Origin of the sequence: Nonomuraea sp. 10N515B (assembly GCF_052245915.1) — a bacterium.
Classification (GTDB): domain Bacteria; phylum Actinomycetota; class Actinomycetes; order Streptosporangiales; family Streptosporangiaceae; genus Nonomuraea.
In genome coordinates this window covers 188,158-204,927 of sequence record NZ_JBQQBQ010000012.1, presented here as the reverse complement: position 1 = coordinate 204,927, position 16,770 = coordinate 188,158, and the positions used below count along the sequence as shown (strand labels likewise).

At 70.4% G+C, this 16,770-nt stretch carries 11 protein-coding genes; 7 read left to right on the top strand and 4 right to left on the bottom strand.

Annotated elements, in window-relative coordinates; genetic code table 11:
• Positions 1 to 61: 61 nt before the first annotated feature.
• Together ACTWQA_RS20485 and ACTWQA_RS20480 are read left to right on the top strand one after the other, a co-directional pair.
• The gene (locus ACTWQA_RS20485) at positions 62 to 2,134 is read left to right on the top strand and encodes a prolyl oligopeptidase family serine peptidase (protein WP_443160764.1); all 2,073 of its coding nucleotides are present in this window, start codon (positions 62 to 64) and stop codon (positions 2,132 to 2,134) included.
• 124 nt (positions 2,135 to 2,258) lie between these two features.
• Positions 2,259 to 3,689 carry an alpha/beta fold hydrolase gene (locus ACTWQA_RS20480; RefSeq protein WP_443160763.1) on the top strand — a complete coding sequence of 477 codons (1,431 nt, stop codon included), beginning with the start codon at positions 2,259 to 2,261 and terminating at the stop codon, positions 3,687 to 3,689.
• A 103-nt stretch (positions 3,690 to 3,792) separates the two neighbouring features.
• Here ACTWQA_RS20480 and ACTWQA_RS20475 read toward each other — a convergent pair whose 3' ends face one another.
• The 3 genes from ACTWQA_RS20475 to ACTWQA_RS20465 all read right to left on the bottom strand — a co-directional run bounded on the left by ACTWQA_RS20475 (position 3,793) and on the right by ACTWQA_RS20465 (position 9,074).
• Complete coding sequence (locus ACTWQA_RS20475; RefSeq protein ID WP_443160762.1) at positions 3,793 to 5,550, bottom strand: ABC transporter ATP-binding protein; 1,758 nt, start codon at positions 5,548 to 5,550, stop codon at positions 3,793 to 3,795.
• A 3-nt stretch (positions 5,551 to 5,553) separates the two neighbouring features.
• The gene (locus ACTWQA_RS20470) at positions 5,554 to 7,692 is read right to left on the bottom strand and encodes an ABC transporter transmembrane domain-containing protein (protein ID WP_443160761.1); all 2,139 of its coding nucleotides are present in this window, start codon (positions 7,690 to 7,692) and stop codon (positions 5,554 to 5,556) included.
• A 218-nt stretch (positions 7,693 to 7,910) separates the two neighbouring features.
• Positions 7,911 to 9,074 carry an MFS transporter gene (locus ACTWQA_RS20465; protein WP_443160760.1) on the bottom strand — a complete coding sequence of 388 codons (1,164 nt, stop codon included), beginning with the start codon at positions 9,072 to 9,074 and terminating at the stop codon, positions 7,911 to 7,913.
• A gap of 45 nt (positions 9,075 to 9,119) precedes the next feature.
• Between ACTWQA_RS20465 and ACTWQA_RS20460 the strand changes: the two genes are divergently transcribed.
• From ACTWQA_RS20460 to ACTWQA_RS20440, 5 genes are read left to right on the top strand one after another with little or no spacing between them, the layout of a single operon-like run.
• Positions 9,120 to 12,614, top strand: a complete 3,495-nt coding sequence (locus ACTWQA_RS20460) for a nitrate reductase subunit alpha (protein ID WP_443160759.1) — start codon at positions 9,120 to 9,122, stop codon at positions 12,612 to 12,614.
• Positions 12,614 to 14,218 carry a nitrate reductase subunit beta gene (gene narH / locus ACTWQA_RS20455; RefSeq protein WP_443160758.1) on the top strand — a complete coding sequence of 535 codons (1,605 nt, stop codon included), beginning with the start codon at positions 12,614 to 12,616 and terminating at the stop codon, positions 14,216 to 14,218. Before ACTWQA_RS20460 ends, narH begins: the two co-directional genes overlap by 1 nt.
• Positions 14,215 to 14,769: a nitrate reductase molybdenum cofactor assembly chaperone gene (gene narJ / locus ACTWQA_RS20450; protein WP_443160757.1), complete on the top strand. Its 555-nt coding sequence runs from the start codon at positions 14,215 to 14,217 to the stop codon at positions 14,767 to 14,769. The genes narH and narJ overlap by 4 nt, the downstream gene beginning before the upstream one ends.
• Positions 14,766 to 15,446 (top strand): respiratory nitrate reductase subunit gamma, encoded by a 681-nt coding sequence (gene narI, locus ACTWQA_RS20445; protein WP_443160756.1) that lies wholly within the window; start codon positions 14,766 to 14,768, stop codon positions 15,444 to 15,446. Before narJ ends, narI begins: the two co-directional genes overlap by 4 nt.
• A gap of 48 nt (positions 15,447 to 15,494) precedes the next feature.
• On the top strand, positions 15,495 to 16,115 hold the full coding sequence (locus ACTWQA_RS20440; protein ID WP_443160755.1) for a phosphotransferase: 621 nt from the start codon (positions 15,495 to 15,497) through the stop codon (positions 16,113 to 16,115).
• Positions 16,116 to 16,118: 3 nt separating this feature from the next.
• Here the strand turns inward: ACTWQA_RS20440 and ACTWQA_RS20435 are convergent, their stop codons facing one another.
• Positions 16,119 to 16,610 (bottom strand): hypothetical protein, encoded by a 492-nt coding sequence (locus tag ACTWQA_RS20435; RefSeq protein WP_443160754.1) that lies wholly within the window; start codon positions 16,608 to 16,610, stop codon positions 16,119 to 16,121.
• Between the last annotated feature and the right edge of the window lie 160 nt (positions 16,611 to 16,770).

The window sequence follows — 16,770 nt, the reverse complement described above, 5'->3', positions numbered from 1 at the left end:
CAGGGTCCTGTTCCTCAGACCCCGGCCCGGCCATGGGCCCGGCGGTGGCAGGATTGGGGCCATGAGCGAGAGCTTTCCGCGTCTGTCTGCCAGGACCCGCCGGTTCACCCTCGGGGTGCCCAGGGGCTTCACTATCTCGCCGGACGGCGGCCGCGTGGTGTTCCTGCGGACGCGATCGGGCACCGACCCGGTGACGTGCTTGTGGGAGCTCGACACGGAAACGCACGTCGAACGCCTGGTCGTCGACCCTCGTACGATCCACGGCGACGACGAGGACCTGCCGCCCGAGGAGCGGGCCAGGCGCGAGCGCAGCCGCGAGGCGGCGGGCGGCGTGGTCGCGTACGCCACCGACACCGGTGTGACGACCGCCTGCTTCGCCCTGTCCGGCGGCCTCTACGTCGTCGACCTGGCCACCGGCCGGGCCCGCAAGCTGGACACTCCGGGCGCGGTCATCGACCCCCGGCTGTCCCCCGACGGGCGACGTGTCGCCTACGTGAAGGGAGGCGCGCTCCACGTCCAGGACCTGGTGTCGGGCGAGGACCGCGCGCTGGCCACGCCGGAGTCGGAGACGGTGACGTACGGGCTGGCCGAGTTCATCGCCGCTGAGGAGATGGACAGGATGCGCGGCTACTGGTGGGCGCCTTCGGGCGACGCGCTGCTGGTGGAGCGGGTGGACGAGGCTCCGGTGCGCACCTGGCACATCGCCGACCCGGCCAATCCCGACCGGCCCGCGACGGCTCAGCGCTACCCTGCCGCCGGCACGCCCAACGCGATCACCGAGCTCTACGTGCTGGGGCTCGACGGGTCGCGGGTCACGGTGCCGTACGCGGAGGAATACCTGACGACAGCCGCCTGGGACGCCCACGCGCTGTCGATCGTGACGCTGACCCGCGACCAGAAGACGATGCGGCTGTTCACGGTCGACCCGGCGACCGGCGCCTCCACCCTCGTCCGCCAGGACAACGACCCCGCCTGGGTCGACATCGTCACCGGCGTGCCCGCTCACCTCGACGACGGTTCGCTGGTCTGGGTGGCCGCCTCCGACGGCGGTCACCGCCTCTTCGTGGGCGAGCGCGCCGTCACGCCGCCGACGCTCCAGGTGCGGGCCGTGCTCGACGTCGACCACGACAGCGTGTTGTTCAGCGCGAGCGGCGACCCGACCGAAATCCAGCTGTGGACGTGGGACGGGCACTCGCTGCTGCCGGTCTCGACCCGTTCCGGGGTGTTCTCGGGGCGGATGGCGGGTGGCGTGGGCGTGCTCAGCGAGCAGAGTCTCGACACCGAGGGAGTGTCGACCACGGTCGTCCGCCGCGATGGCATGGCCGTGCCCATCCCGTCCTTCGCCGAGCGCCCCGGACTCGACCTGCGGGTCTCGATCGGCCGCTCGGGCCGCAGGGAGCTGGCCACCGCCGTGGTGCTCCCCTCCTGGCACGAGCAGGGCTCAGGCAAGCTGCCGGTGCTCATGGACCCGTACGGCGGCCCGCACGCGCAGCGGGTGCTCAACCGGCGTGGCGCGTTCCTGGAGAGCCAGTGGTTCGCCGAGCAGGGCTTCGCCGTCGTCGTCGCCGACGGCCGCGGCACCCCCGGCAGGAGCACCGATTTCGAGCGGGCGGTGCGGGGCGACCTGGCGACCCCGGCGCTCGAGGACCAGATCGACGCCCTGCAGGGCGTGGCCGAGCAATACGGCGACGACCTCGACCTGACGAAGGTGGCCATTCGCGGCTGGTCGTTCGGCGGCTTCCTGGCCGCGCTCGCGGTGTTGCGACGCCCCGACGTGTTCCACGCGGCCGTGGCGGGAGCCCCCGTGACGGACTGGCGGCTGTACGACACCTGCTACACCGAGCGATACCTGGGCCATCCGGACGAGCAGCCCGAGGTGTACGAGAAGTCCTCGTTGTTCGCGGACGCCGACAAGCTCGATCGGCCGCTGCTGCTGATCCACGGCCTGGCCGACGACAACGTCGTGGCCGCGCACACGCTCCGCCTGTCGTCGGCCCTGCTCGCGGCCGGTCGCCAGCACAGCGTGCTCCCGCTCTCCGGCGTCACGCACATGACGCCCCAGGAGGTCGTGGCGGAGAACCTGCTGCTGCTCCAGGTGGACTTCCTGAAGAAGTCACTGGGCGTGACCTCGTGACTGGCCGCCGCCACGATCGCCGGGCGCCGGCCGGGTCTGACAACCCGTGGTAGGACTCTGCGCCCGGCAAAACCAAACCCTGGTCTGACGCGCCCGCGGCCGCCGGTCCGCGATCGTTAACGCCATGCTGAAGCCCATCCTCATCACCCTTTCCGTGCTCACCGTGAGCGTCCCGACGGCGACGGCGACGGCGGCGCAGGCCGGACCTCGCTCGGTGAGACCGGCCGAGACTGTGACCACCATCCAGGACTGGAGTCCCTGCCCCAACGACAAGATCGGCATGGAGTGTGCCGACCTGCGAGTCCCCGCCAATTGGAAGAAACCCGAGGGCCGCACGATCACCCTCAAACTGGGGCGGCTCAGATCCACCGGCACCTCGGAAGGCTCTGTCCTGGTGGCCTACGGCGGCCCCGGCGGCCCGGGCATCGCCATCACCCAGTCAGCCGCCTCGACTTGGTGGACCGATCTCCGCAAGCGCATGGACATCGTCACCTGGGACACCCGCGGCTACGGCGAGCAGTTCCAGGGTCTCAGCACCGGCCTGCCCTGCGTCTGGACCCGCATTCCCCTCCCCGACCTCCCCCAGGACGACGCCGACTTCGGCCGCCTGTCCGACACCAACCGCGGCTACGCCGAGGCATGCCGGCTCAAGGACCCCGAGCTGTTCGCCAACATGAGCTCAGCGGACCAGGCCAGAGACATGGAGGCGATCAGAAAGGCCCTGGGCGACCAGCCGCTCAACTACTACGGCGCTTCTTACGCCGGCTTCTACGGCCAGGCATACGCCCGCCTCTTCCCCGGCCGGATCCGCACGATGGTCCTCGACGGCACCTGGAGCCACAGCGCCGCCGACTGGACCGACGAGCTGGAGGAAATGGCGAAGTCCAACGAGCAGGCCATGCGGCGCTTCTTCACCTGGTGCGCCGCGAACGGCTGCGATGACGTCCCCGGCCTTTGGCGTGAGCTGATCGCCCGAGCCGACCGCACACCCATCCCCACCACGACCGCCAACGTGGCCTACAAGGCCCGCGACCTGCAGTCCTTCGCCCTGTCCCACGCCCGTCAGGGCTCCACGGCCTGGCCCGGACTGGCCGAGGCCATCCGCAAGGCCGCCAAGGGCGATGCCTCGGTCTTCGTCTCGTCTCGCGGCTCCCGCTACCCCGACCAGGCCACCGGTGTGACGGAATGTGCAGACTGGCCCCGTTTCGCCAACCTCAAGGAAGCCGTCGCCACGACTCGCCGTCTGCAGCGCCTCGCTCCCAACACCGGCACCGCCAACACCATGGCCTCGGCGACGCTGGGCTGCATCGGCTGGCCACAGCCGGTGAGCAACCCACCCGCCCCGCTCCCCAAGGGCCTGCCGCCCATGCTGGGCGCGGGCGCGTGGGGCGAGTCTGACGCGGTGGCCCGCGTCCTGTCCCAGGTCCCGGGCAGCGTCACCATCTACCATGACGGCCCGGGCCACACGCTCTACGGCAACAACGCGTGCGCCCGCACCCACGTCAACCGCTACTTCACCGACCGCACCCTGCCCTCCCACCCGGCAAAGTGCTGACTACCGACCCACCGTCATCGTCCAGGACCAGGCAGTGCCCGCGCCTCACAGGCCCGCTGTCCTCAGGACCGGGCAGTGCCCGCGCCTCACAGGCCTGCCGTCCTCAGGACCGGGCGACCGTCGATGTCCCGTGCCAGCTGGACCACAGCGCGGCATAGGACCCGCCCTCGGCGACCAGCTCATCATGCGAACCCAGCTCGCTGATCCGCCCGTCCTCCACGACCGCCACCCGATCGGCGTCATGCGCCGTGTAGAGCCGGTGCGCGATCGCAATCACCGTACGCCCGTCCAGCACGGCGGCCAGGGAACGCTCCAGATGCCGGGCCGCCCGGGGGTCGATGAGGGAGGTGGCCTCGTCCAGGACCAGGGTGTGCGGGTCGGCGAGCACCAGCCTGGCCAGTGCCAGCTGCTGGGCGTGGGCAGGCGAGATGGCCAGCCCACCGGACCCGACCTGCGTCTCCAGCCCGGAAGGCAGCCCTTGCACCCAGTCGAGCGCGTCCACCGCCTCCAGTGCCTTGCGCACCGCCGCGTCGTCGGCGTGAGGCCGGGCGATCAGGAGGTTGTCGCGCACGGTGCCCTTGAACACGTGGTGCTCCTGGGTGACCAGTGCGACGTGCCCCCGCAGATCGTTCAGCGGCAGGTCCACGAGCGGCACGCCGCCGACGCTCACCGAGCCGGTGCGCGGCCCGTGGATGCCCGCCAGCAACCGTCCCAGCGTGGACTTGCCCGCCCCGGAAGGCCCGACCATGGCCAGCCGTTCGCCGGGCTGGACGGTCAGCGACACGCCGTGCAGGACGTCGCGGCCCTCGCGGTAGGCGTACCTGACGTCGGAGGCCTCCAGCAGCTCACCCGAGGGCTGTGCGGAGGAGGGCACGCGGTCCTCGGGCACGTTGGCCACGCCGAGGAGGCGCGCCATGGCCGCACCGCCCACCTGCAGCTCGTCGATCCACATCAGGAACCTGTCGAGCGGGTCGATCAACTGCTGGGCATAGAGCGCGGCGGCGGTCACCTGGGCGAGCGTCACCCAGCCGTTGGTGTAGAACAGGCCGCCGACCAGCAGCGCGCTCACCACCGGGATGATGTAGCCCAGCTCGACGGCGGGATACCACCTGACGCGCAGCCCGAGCGTATACCGCTCGGCCGCGTACGAGCTCCTGATGTCGCCGTCGGTACGCGCCCTGCGGCGCTCCTGGAGGCCCAGCGCCTCCACGGCCCTGGCGCCTTCGACGGTCTCGGCCAATCCTTCGGTCATGTCGGCGTATGCGGCGTTCTCGCGCAGGTAGCCGTCACGCGCCCGCTTCAGATACCAGCGGGTGGCCACCCAGAGGACCGGCCCCGCGATCAGCATCGGAAGCATGAGCAGCGGACTGACCAGCACCAGCGCGCCCATGGTGATCAGGAAGGTGACCATCGCGATCAGCGTCTCCGGCACGGCGTGCCGGACGGTGCGCGACAGGGAGTCCACGTCACGGGAGGTTCTGGTGATCAGGTCGCCGGATCCGGCCCGCTCGACCGTGGACAGGGGCAGGGCGAGCACCTGGTCCACGAATTCCTCACGCAGCTCGGCCAGGACCTTCTCCCCGAGCCGGGCGGAGGCCAGCACGGCGTACCGCATGAGCACGCCCTCCAGCAGCAGGAACCCGCCGATGGCGGCGGCCACCAGGGTGACGTGGACCTCGGCGCCGCGCTCGACGTCCTCGACCAGGGCGCCGAGCTGCCACGGCACGACCAGCCCGGCCACTGCGGCCAGCCCGTGCAGCAGAAGGGCAATGGTGAGCGGGCGCGGATATTTGAGCGTCAGCCGCCGGGCGTATGCGCGCACCTGCTTCCGGTCGGCGACCGGAAGAATGTCACGGGCCACGGGTCAGTCCTCTCCACGAGTGACGGTCGCCGCGTATTCAGGCGAGCTGTCCAGCAACTGCCGGTGCGTGCCCTCGGCGAGCACCCGGCCGTTCTCGATGTAGATCACGTGGTCCGTTCGGTCGAGCACCAGCGGGCTGGTGGTGCAGATCAGCGTGGTCTTGCCGGCGCGGCTCGTGGCCAGGCGCTCGGCGATGCGCGCCTCGCTGTGGGCGTCGACGGCGCTGGTGGGCTCGACAAGGATGAGCACTTCGGGGTCGGCCAGCAGCGCCCTGACCAGCCGCAGCCGCTGCTGCTGTCCACCGGAGAACTCCCGGCCCGCCTCCGCCACCCACGTGTCGAGCCCGTCGGGCAGGGCTTCGATGATGTCGTCCGCACAGGCCGTGTAGAGCGCCTCGCGCATCCGCTCACCGTCGACGCCCTCGCCGTCCCGCACCTTCCACCCTCCGTCGGCCAACCCTCCGTCGACCAACCCGCCGTCGACCAACCGGCCATCGATCAATCCGCCGTCGACCAACCGGCCATCGATCAGCCGCCCATCGATCAGCGGCCCGTCGGCCGACCCTCCACCGATCAGCCGTCCATCGGCCAGCCCTCCGTCGATCGGCTCTCCGTCGGTCGGCTCTCCGTCGGCCCCATCGATGAGGCGGATGGCGCCGTCCAACCCGCCGTCGTCCAACCCGCCGTCCCTTGGCCGGCCGCCGTCTGGCCGGCCGCCGTCTGGCCGGCCAGCGCGCCGCGCAGGGGTGTCGGCCCGGACGAGCGCCCGCATCCGGACGGGAGCCGCATCGCGGGCGTCCGGCCTTGGACCAGCGTCGGCGCGGACGGCCGGGTCGGCGCCCAGGGCCGGGTCGGTGCGGAGGGCCGGGTCGGTGCGGATGGTCAGTTCGTCCCGGAGGCGGCCGGTGAAGAGACGGGCGGCGTTGTCGGCGACGAGGATGCGGCGGCGGACTTCATCCAGCGGCAACGTGCCGAGGTCGGCCGCCCCGAACATGACGTCCCCGACGGTGTAGCGGCCGAGCCGGTCGGCGATGGCGATGGCGTCCTCGGGCGCGTTCGCGGCCACCGCTGTGAGCATGCCCGGCTGCACCGTGACCCCGCTGTACGAGTCCCGCAGCACCCCACCCGGGCTGCTCCCCTGACCACCCTTGACCTCGGGCTCCAGGGACAGGATGCGGATTACCCGTCCGGCGGCCACATGCCCCTTGGTGAGCTTGTCCGCCATCTCGGTGAGCGTGCGCATGGGGCCGATGAGGAACACCGCGTACAGGTAGAACGCGACAAGTTGCCCGGTAGGTATCTCCCCGGCCACGGCGAAGGAGGCGCCGACGCCGGTGACGACCGCGATGAGCAGGCCGGGCAGCAGGATCTGGGCGCCTTCCAGCACCGACTCGACCCGGGCCACCCGCACGCCGGCCTGCCGCGCCCGCTGCGACTCCTCCCGGTAACGCTCGGCGAACACCTGCTCGCCGCCGATGCCGCGCAGCACCCGCAGCCCGGCCACGATGTCGGCGGCCCTGGTGGACAGCTCGCCGGTCAGCTCGCGTTGCCTGGCCTGCCGCCGGTGCAGGGGCCTGAGCAGCGGCCCGACCGCGACGGCCATGAGCGGCACGCCGAACAACACGAGCAGCCCGAGCGGCAGCGAGGTCGAGATGAGGATCACGGTGACGGTGATGATCGCCACGACGGAGCCGACGCCGCGCAGCAGGATGTCCATGGAGCTGCCGATGTGGGCGATGTCGGAGTTGCCGACGCTGATGACCTCGCCGGTCGAGAGCCGTTTGGGGAGCGTGGCGCCGAGCCTGGCGGCCTGCCTGGCCGTGAGCTGCACGGTGCGGTAGGCGGCGGCCAGCCAGTTGTAGACGGCCAGCCGGTGCCGCATGACTCCGCTGAACGCCTGCAGCAACCCGAGCCCGAACAGGATGGACGACCAGATCAGCAGCGCCCGCGTGTCCTTGGCGGTCACGGCCTCGATGCCCTGTCCGAGCACGGCCGGCATCAAGGCCTGCACCAGCCACCACAGGGTCGCGTAGCCGATGCCCGCGAGCAGGGATGGCATCTGCCGCCGCGCGGTCCACCACAGATAGCGGAGCGGGCTGCGGATGTCGGGCACGCCGGGATCGGCCTCAGGAAGGGAGCGCATAGCTCGACAAGATTGACAAGATGTCCCCCGGCCCAGCAAACGGTTTTCCCGCGCGGCCTGGCCTGAGCATGCGAAACGCCGCCAGGGCACGTCGCCCCCATGGCTGTCCCGCCCGCACCTCCAGGGCACGTCGCCGCCGAGGCTGCCCCGTCCGCACCTCCAGGGCACGTCGCCCCCGCGACTGTCCCGTCCACAACTCCACCGGAGGGTGTCCGCGGTCAGACCGCACGGAAGGCCCGCCACGTGTACGCCAGCGCGACCAACGCCGTCACCGTCAGCAACATGTACCCGATCGTGTACGCCCCTGTGGCGCTGTAGACGACGCCCATCACGAGCGGCGGGAAGTACCCGCCGAGCCCTCCGGCCGCGCCGACGAGACCGGTCACCGTGCCCACCTTGGAGGCCTCGACGACCTTGGTCACCAATGCGAACACACCGCCCGTCCCGAGCCCCAGGAAGAAGGCCATGAGTACGAAGCTCACCCCGGCAGGCACCTCGAGCGGCGGCCGCCACGCCAGGACGAGCGCCATGACCGCGATCCCGGCGAACGCGATCAGCAACACCCGCACGGCCCCGATCCGGTCGGAGGCGGTGCCGCCCAGTGGCCTGGACAGCACGGCCGCGATCGAGAACCCGGCCGAACGCAGCCCGGCATCGGTCTGAACGAACTGGTAAACGTTCGCCAGCAACGTCGGCAGGTACGTGGAGAACGCCACGAACCCGCCGAACGCGACCGCGTACAGGAACGCGCACTGCCAGGTCGCCTTGATGCGCAGCGCCTCCCGGGCGGCCGGCCCGGAGGCGGTGGCGGGCGACCAGCGGGGCGAGTCGCGGCTGCCGCCCAGCATGATCACGCCGGTCAGCGCCAGCAGCGCCGCCATCAGCACATGGGCAGCCCCCCGCCCGAAGGCCTCCACCAGGCGCGGCGTGCAGAACGCCGCCAGCGCGGCCCCACCCATGCCCGCCCCGAACACGCCGGTCGCGAAGCCCTGGCGGGCGGGCTCGTACCAGGCGTTCACGAAGGGGATGCCGATCGCGAACGACGTGCCGGGAATGCCGAGCAGAAATCCCCAGAACAGCAGCCACCCGTACGAGTCCGACCACCCGACGAACAACACGGGCACGATCGAGACGAAACAGACCGCGGCGAACATGCGCCGCCCGCCGAGCCGGTCGGCCAGCATCCCCGCCGGGATCCGCCCCAGAGCACCGACCAGCACCGGGATCGCGACCAGCAACGACGTCTGCGTCGGCGACAATCCGAGTCGCCTGCTGTAGCTCCCCGCCAGTGGCCCGATCAGGTTCCACGCCCAGAACGTGATCGCGAACGCCATCGTGGCCAGCACCAGGTTCCGCACCTGACCTTTACGGAGCTCAGACATATACCCTGTGTAACAGAGGACTACGTTCTGTGATGAAGTGGGGGTATGAGCGCGGAGGACGTCCTACTGAAGATGGGCCGGTTCCTACGCAGGTCGGCCACGAGCCCGGACCTGCGGGCCATCCACCTGACGGGCGGCGTCGAGGGCGATGCCTTCTACCGGGACCGATGGAGCCACGACAAGGTGGTCCGCTCCACGCACGGCGTGAACTGCACGGGATCGTGCTCGTGGAAGGTCTACGTCAAGGACGGCATCATCACGTGGGAGGCCCAGCAGACCGACTACCCGAGCGTGGGCCCCGACCGCCCCGAGTACGAGCCGCGCGGCTGCCCGCGCGGGGCCGCCTTCTCCTGGTACACCTACTCGCCGACGCGGATCCGCTACCCGTACGCCCGGCGCGTCCTGCTCGAGATGTACGCCGACGCTCGGCAACGCCTCGGCGACCCGGTGGCCGCATGGGCCGAAATCACGACAAATCCGGAAAAGCGGGAAAGGTACCAAAAGGCCCGCGGCCGGGGCGGCCTCGTCCGCGTCAGCTGGGACCTGGCCACCGAGATGATCGCCGCCGCCCACGTCCACACCATCAAGGCCTACGGCCCGGACCGCATCGCCGGCTTCTCCCCCATCCCCGCCATGTCGATGGTCTCCCACGCGATCGGCTCCAGGTTCGTGTCCCTGATCGGCGGCACCATGTTGTCCTACTACGACTGGTACGCCGACCTGCCGGTGGCCTCTCCCCAGGTGTTCGGCGACCAGACCGACGTACCGGAGTCCGCGGACTGGTGGGACGCCGCGTACCTGCTGATGTGGGGCGCGAACGTCCCCGTCACCCGCACCCCCGACACCCACTGGATGGCCGAGGCCCGCTACCGCGGCCAGAAGGTCGTGGTCGTGAGCCCCGACTACAACGACGCCGCCACCTTCGCCGACGAGTTCCTGAGCGTGCGACCGGGCACGGACGGCGCGCTGGCCATGGCCATGGGGCACGTCCTGCTCAAGGAGTTCTTCGTCGACCGCGAGACGCCGTTCTTCACCGACTACATCAAGCGGTTCACCGATCTGCCCTTCCTGGTGCGGCTGGAGGAGCACGAGGGCGCCTGCCTGCCCGGCAAGTTCCTCACGGCGCGGGACCTGGGCTCGGACGAGGAGGCAGCCGAGTGGAAGACCGTCCTCATGTCGCGGGACGGCGTGCCGGTGGTACCGAACGGCTCGATCGGCTTCCGCTGGACGGAGTCGGGCAAGGGCCGCTGGAACCTGAACCTCGACACGGACCCCGAGCTCACCCTCCTTGGCCGCGGGCAGAGCGCGGAGGTGCTGCTGCCCCGCTTCGACGGCGGCGCCGCGACCCACCGGGGCGTGCCGGTGGTGAAGGTCGGGGACCATCTCGTCACCACGGTGTTCGATCTGCTGCTCGCCCAGTACGGCGTCCAGCGGGAGGGGCTGCCCGGCGATTGGCCGACCGGCTACGAGGACGCCGCGCAGCCGTACACGCCGGCCTGGCAGGAGCCGATCACGGGTGTCCCGGCCGAGCGCGCCACCAAGATCGCCAGGGAGTTCGGCAGGACGGCGGAGGTGTCCAAGGGCCGCTGCATGATCATCCTGGGGGCGGGCACCACACAGTGGTTCCACGGCGACACGATCTACCGGGCGTTCCTGTCGCTGCTCCTGCTGACCGGCTGCCAGGGCCGCAACGGCGGCGGCTGGGCGCACTACGTGGGCCAGGAGAAATGCCGCCCGCAGACCGGATGGGCGCTGCTGGCGAGCGCCACGGACTGGTCCCGGCCGCCCCGGCAGACCCCGGGCACCCCGTTCTGGTATCTGCACACCGACCAGTGGCGCTACGACCGCTTCGACGCCGGCGAGCTGACCTCGCCTCTGGCCCGCGGCACCTTCCGCGGCAAGCACACCGCCGACCTCATCACGGAGGCCGTGCGCAACGGCTGGATGCCGATGTCCCCGATGTTCGACCGCAACCCGCTGGACCTCGGCGACGCGGACGACCCCATCGCCCACACCCGCGACGAGCTGCGGGCGGGCAGACTCGGGTACGCCGTCGAGCACCCGGACGACCCACGCAACTGGCCGCGCGTGCTCACCCTCTGGCGCTCCAACCTCCTCGGCTCCTCGGCCAAGGGCGATGAGTACTTCCTGCACCACCTCCTCGGCGCGACCTCCAACCTGGAGCACCCCGACGAGGAGGCGGCGACGGGCAAGCTGGATCTCCTCCTCACCCTCGACTTCCGGATGACGTCCTCGACGGTCTTCTCCGACATCGTGCTCCCGGCCGCCACCTGGTACGAGAAGCACGACCTGTCCTCCACGGACATGCATCCGTTCGTGCACGCGTTCAACCCGGCGATCACCCCTCCCTGGCAGACGAAGACCGATTTCACCGCCTTCCACCTCATCGCCCGCGCCTTCAGCGACCTCGCCAGAGAGCACCTGGGCGTGCGCCGCGACGTGGTCGCGACCGCACACCAGCACGACACCCCAGGCGAGCTGGCCCGGGACGCCGGCCCGGACCTCAAGCTCGTCGAGCGCGACTACGGCGCGATCGCCGAGAAACTGGGCGCGCTCGGCCCGCTGACGGAGAAGCTCGGCCTCCCGGTCAAGGGCGTGACCTTCCTGCCCGACGAGGAGGTGGCCTGGCTGGGCCAGCGCTGCGGCCTCGTCCCGCGCGGCGTGGCCAAGGGCAGGCCGGAGCTGGACACCGACTCCAAGGCCTGCGAGGCCATCCTCGCCCTGTCGGGCGTCAGCAACGGCCGCCTGGCCGTCCAGGGTTTCCGCGAGCTCGCCGCACGGACCGGCACCGACCTCGAGGGCCTGGCCCACGAGGGGCACCGCATCGTCTTCTCCGACACCCAGGCCCGGCCGGTGCACGTCGCCGCCAGCCCCGAATGGTCCGGCAAGGAGGCGCACAACCGCCGCTACTCCCCCTTCACGATCAACGTCGAGAACGGCAAACCCTGGCACACCCTCACCGGCCGCATGCATTTCTTCCTCGACCACGACTGGATGCACGAGTACGGCGAGGCCCTGCCGATCTTCCGCCCCCCGCTGGACCTGGCCGCGCTGCTGGGCGAGACCGGCACGCTGCGGTACCTGACCCCGCACAGCAAGTGGTCGATCCACTCCGAGTATCAGGACAACCTGCTCATGTTGTCGCTCTCCCGCGGCGGCCCCACGATCTGGATGTCCGTCGAGGACGCCGCCAGGATCGGGGTGGCCGACAACGACTGGATCGAGGCGGTCAACCGCAATGGCGTGGTCGTCGCGCGGGCGATCGTCTCCCACCGCATGCCGGTCGGCACGGTCTACATGCACCACGCCCAGGACCGCCTGATCGACGTGCCGAAGTCGGAGGCCACCGGCCGTCGCGGCGGCATCCACAACGCTCTGACGAGGGTCCTCATCAAGCCGACGCACATGATCGGCGGTTACGCCCAGCTCTCGTACGGCTTCAACTACCTCGGCCCCACCGGCAACCAGCGCGACGAGCTGACCACCATTCGTCGCAGATCCCAGGAGGTACGTTACTGATGCGGATCATGGCCCAGATCGCCATGGTGATGAACCTGGACAAGTGCATCGGGTGCCACACCTGCTCGGTCACGTGCAAACAGACCTGGACCAACCGGCCCGGCGTCGAGTACGTCTGGTGGCAGAACGTCGAGACCCGCCCCGGCCAGGGCTACCCCAGACGGTACGAGGACCAGGACCGCTGGCACGGCGGCTGGACCCTCGACCGGAAGGGCAAACTCCAGCTCCGGGCGGGCGGCCGCCTGCGCAAGCTGCTCACCATCTTCGCCAACCCGATCATGCCGTCCATCCAGGACTACTACGAGCCCTGGACCTACGACTACGAGAACCTCACGAACGCGCCCCTCTCCGAGGACATCCCCGTCGCGCCGCCCAGGTCGCTGATCAGCGGCGAGCCCACGAAGATCCGCTGGAGCGCCAACTGGGACGACAGCCTCGGCGGCGACCCCACGCCCGACCCGGTGCTGGAGCAGGTGTCGGAGCAGGTCAAGCTGTCGTTCGAAGAAGCGTTCATGTTCTACCTGCCGCGCATTTGCGAGCACTGCCTCAACCCGTCGTGCGTGGCCTCCTGCCCGTCGGGGGCGCTGTACAAGCGCGAGGAGGACGGCATCGTGCTGGTGGACCAGGACCGCTGCCGCGGCTGGCGCATGTGCGTGACCGGCTGCCCGTACAAGAAGATGTACTTCAACCACAAGACCGGCAAGGCCGAGAAGTGCACGTTCTGCTATCCGCGGGTCGAGGTCGGCCTGCCGACCGTCTGCTCGGAGACGTGTGTCGGCCGCCTCCGCTACATCGGGGTCCTGCTGTACGACGCCGACCGGGTCTCGGAGGCCGCCTCGGTCCCCGACGAACGGGACCTGTACGAGGCGCAGCTGGACATCTTCGTCGACCCCGACGACCCGGCCGTCGCCAGCGCCGGCCTGCCTCCCGACTGGGTGGAAGCCGCGCGCAGATCGCCCGTCTACCAGCTGATCAAGAAATACCGGATCGCGCTCCCTCTGCACCCGGAGTACCGGACCCTCCCCATGGTCTGGTACGTCCCGCCGCTCTCCCCCGTCGTGGACGCGCTCGCCGGCACCGGCCACGACGGCGAGGACGCGGTCAACCTGTTCGCCGCCATCGAGGCGTTGCGCATCCCCGTCGGCTACCTGGCCGAGCTGTTCACCGCGGGCGACCCGGCGCCGGTGACCACCGCGCTGCGCCGCCTGGCCGCGATGCGCTCGTACATGCGGGCGGTCAACCTGGGCGTGCCGCAGCCGGTTCCGCCCGACGCGGGCCTGGAGGAGGACGAGCTGAACGCCATGTACCGGCTGCTGGCGCTCGCCAAGTACGACGAGCGTTATGTGATCCCGACCGCGTACGGCAACCCGCCGGGGATCTGGGAGGAAGGCGCGTGCAGCCTGGACTACGACGGCGGGCCCGGCATGCAGCCCCCGTTCGGGGAGGCGTCGGGCCATCCCGTGCCGGTCTCGATCGAGAGCTTCCACGGCCTGAAGGAACGCCAGACCAGCGACGAGACCACCCACGACCGGGTGAACCTCCTCAACTGGGACGGCCGGGGCACTCCGGCCGGGCTGTTCCCGCCGCGGAGGAAGAAGAAATGACCGAGCGCGTGCTCTGGCAGGCCGCCGCGCATCTGCTGGCCTACCCAGATGAACGGTTCTGGCGACGTCTGCCGCTGATCAGGGAGGCGGCCGAGACGTACTTCGCCGCGTTCCTCGGCCGGGCCGCCGAGCTGGGTCCCGGTGAGCTGGCCGCGCACTACGTGGAGACGTTCGACCTGAACCGGCGCTGCTGCCTCTACCTGACCTACTACACCGACGGCGACACCCGCCGCCGGGGCGAGTCGCTGGCCGCGCTGAAACGCCGCTACCGCGCCGCGGGATGGGAGCTGATGGAGGACGAGCTGCCGGACTTCCTGCCGGTCGTGCTGGAGTTCGCCGCGCTCGACCCCTCCGGGCCCGCGCTGCTCGCCGAGCATCGTGTGGGGCTGGAGCTGCTGCTGGCCTCCCTGGCGGCACGCGAGTCGCCGTACGCGCACGTGATCGGCGCCGTGTGCGCCGCACTCCCGCCGCTCACCGCCGCCCAGCGGGCCGCGGCGAGCCGGCTGGCCACGGGCGGGCCGCCTGCCGAGACCGTGGGGAGGCACGCATGAGCTGGGGCGAGAGCGTGATGTGGATCATCCTTCCGTACGTCACGATCGTGATCTTCGTCGGCGGCCTGCTCTGGCGCTACCGGTACGACAAGTTCGGCTGGACCACGCGCTCCTCCCAGCTCTACGAGAGCCGGCTGCTGCGGGTGGCCAGCCCGCTGTTCCACTACGCGCTGCTCTTCGTGATCATCGGCCACATCACCGGGCTGCTCATCCCGGTGAGCTGGACCAACGCCATCGGCGTGAGCAATCACGCCTACCACGTGAACGCGCTCACCTGGGGCGGGATCGCCGGCCTTGCCACGCTCGTGGCGGTGGGCCTGCTGATCTACCGCCGCCGCACCACCGGTCCCGTGTTCCTGGCGACCACGACCAACGACAAGACCATGTACGCCGTGCTGACGGCGGCGATCTTCTCGGGGGTGGTGACGACCGTGGCGGGGTTCGTGCCCAGCGAGGTGAGTTACCGGACCACGGTCGGACCCTGGTTCCGCGGCGTGCTCACCTTCCAGCCCGACGTGACGGCGATGGGACAGGCGAGCGGCCTTTACAAGGTGCACACATTGATCGGGATGGCGCTGATCGTACTTTTCCCGTTCAGCCGCTTGGTGCATGCGCTTTCCGCCCCGTTGGGCTATTTGTTCCGTCCTTACATCGTGTATCGGAGGCGGCCGAGGTAGCGCGCCACGGGTCCCAGGAGGGGTTTCCGTGCGCCAGAATCGACCCTTGTGAAGCACGGGTACACCAACAGCACAGTCGGCGACGGCGCCCTGGTCGTGAAGTGCTACCAGGGTCCTGAGGCGACGTTCAGGCTGCGTACGGAGAGCAGATACCTGCGCCGACTGCGCGGCCGTCTCCCGGTCCCGCGCCTTCACCAGGTCACCGAGACGAGCCTCACCACCCGCTTCGTCTCCGGCGCCCACGGCCAGGACCTCCTGGACGAGGGCCGCGCGGTGGAGGTGCTCACGGAGTGCGGCCGGATCTTGGGCGGCATCCATCGGCTGGGCATCGTGCACGGCGACTTCGGCCCGCAGAACATGTTGTTCGACCCGGCCACGTTCGAGACGACCGCCATCCTGGACTGGGAGTGGGCCCACCCCGGACGGCCGGTCGAGGACCTGGCGTGGTGCGAGTGGATCATCCGCAGCCACCACCCCGAGCACGTGCCGCTGCTCCCGCACTTCTTCGCCGCCTACGACGGGTCCGTCCCGGGATGGCCGGAGCGGCAGGCGGCCATGGTGGCCCGCTGCCGCGACCTGCTCGACTTCTGCGCCCGGTGGGAGCCGGGCGGGGACGCCGAGAAGCTCTGGCGCCGCCGCCTCGACACCACGGCCTCCTGGACCGAGTAACGATCAATCCCGGGTAGCGTGCATCTCCTGCTCGAACTCCCACTCGCCGCCCTCGACCGCGACCCACCCCCGCCACACGAACGACGTGTCCGTGACATCGGAGAACGCCCACCGCGCCCGCGTCCCGTCCTGCGCCGTTCCCTCCTGGATCATCCCGTCCCCGTCCGGGCGCCCGATCTGGCTGACGTAGTTGCCATGGTGCGGGTCCTGCCAGGTGATGTGCCACACCTTCGCCGTACGGTCGTAACAGCGGACGGTGGTCCCCCGCGGCCCCTCCTCCGGCGTGTAGAGCACGTCCTGGATCGCGAGCCCGCCGAGCACCCAGCCGAAGCACCACCGCTCCCGCACGGTCCGCCATGCACCGTCCGCCGCGCGATAACGGTTGTGGACACTCCAGTCGCCGACGAGGCGCCCGTACAACATGAGCTCGTCGACGTGCTCCGGGTGGGGCCCGTCGGCGCCGCGGAGCTCGAGGATCTCCAACATTGAGGTCATGGACGACCACTCCCTGTCACTGATGGTCCGACCCGCCCAGCGTGACAACCGAGCCCCTCGAAAAGCTTGAACTTCCTTGCGCCCCGGCCCGATGCTCACGCTCAACGCGCTGCAGGATGCTGCGGGCTGCCCTTGACGGTTCTGTCGGTGGCGTTTGCTT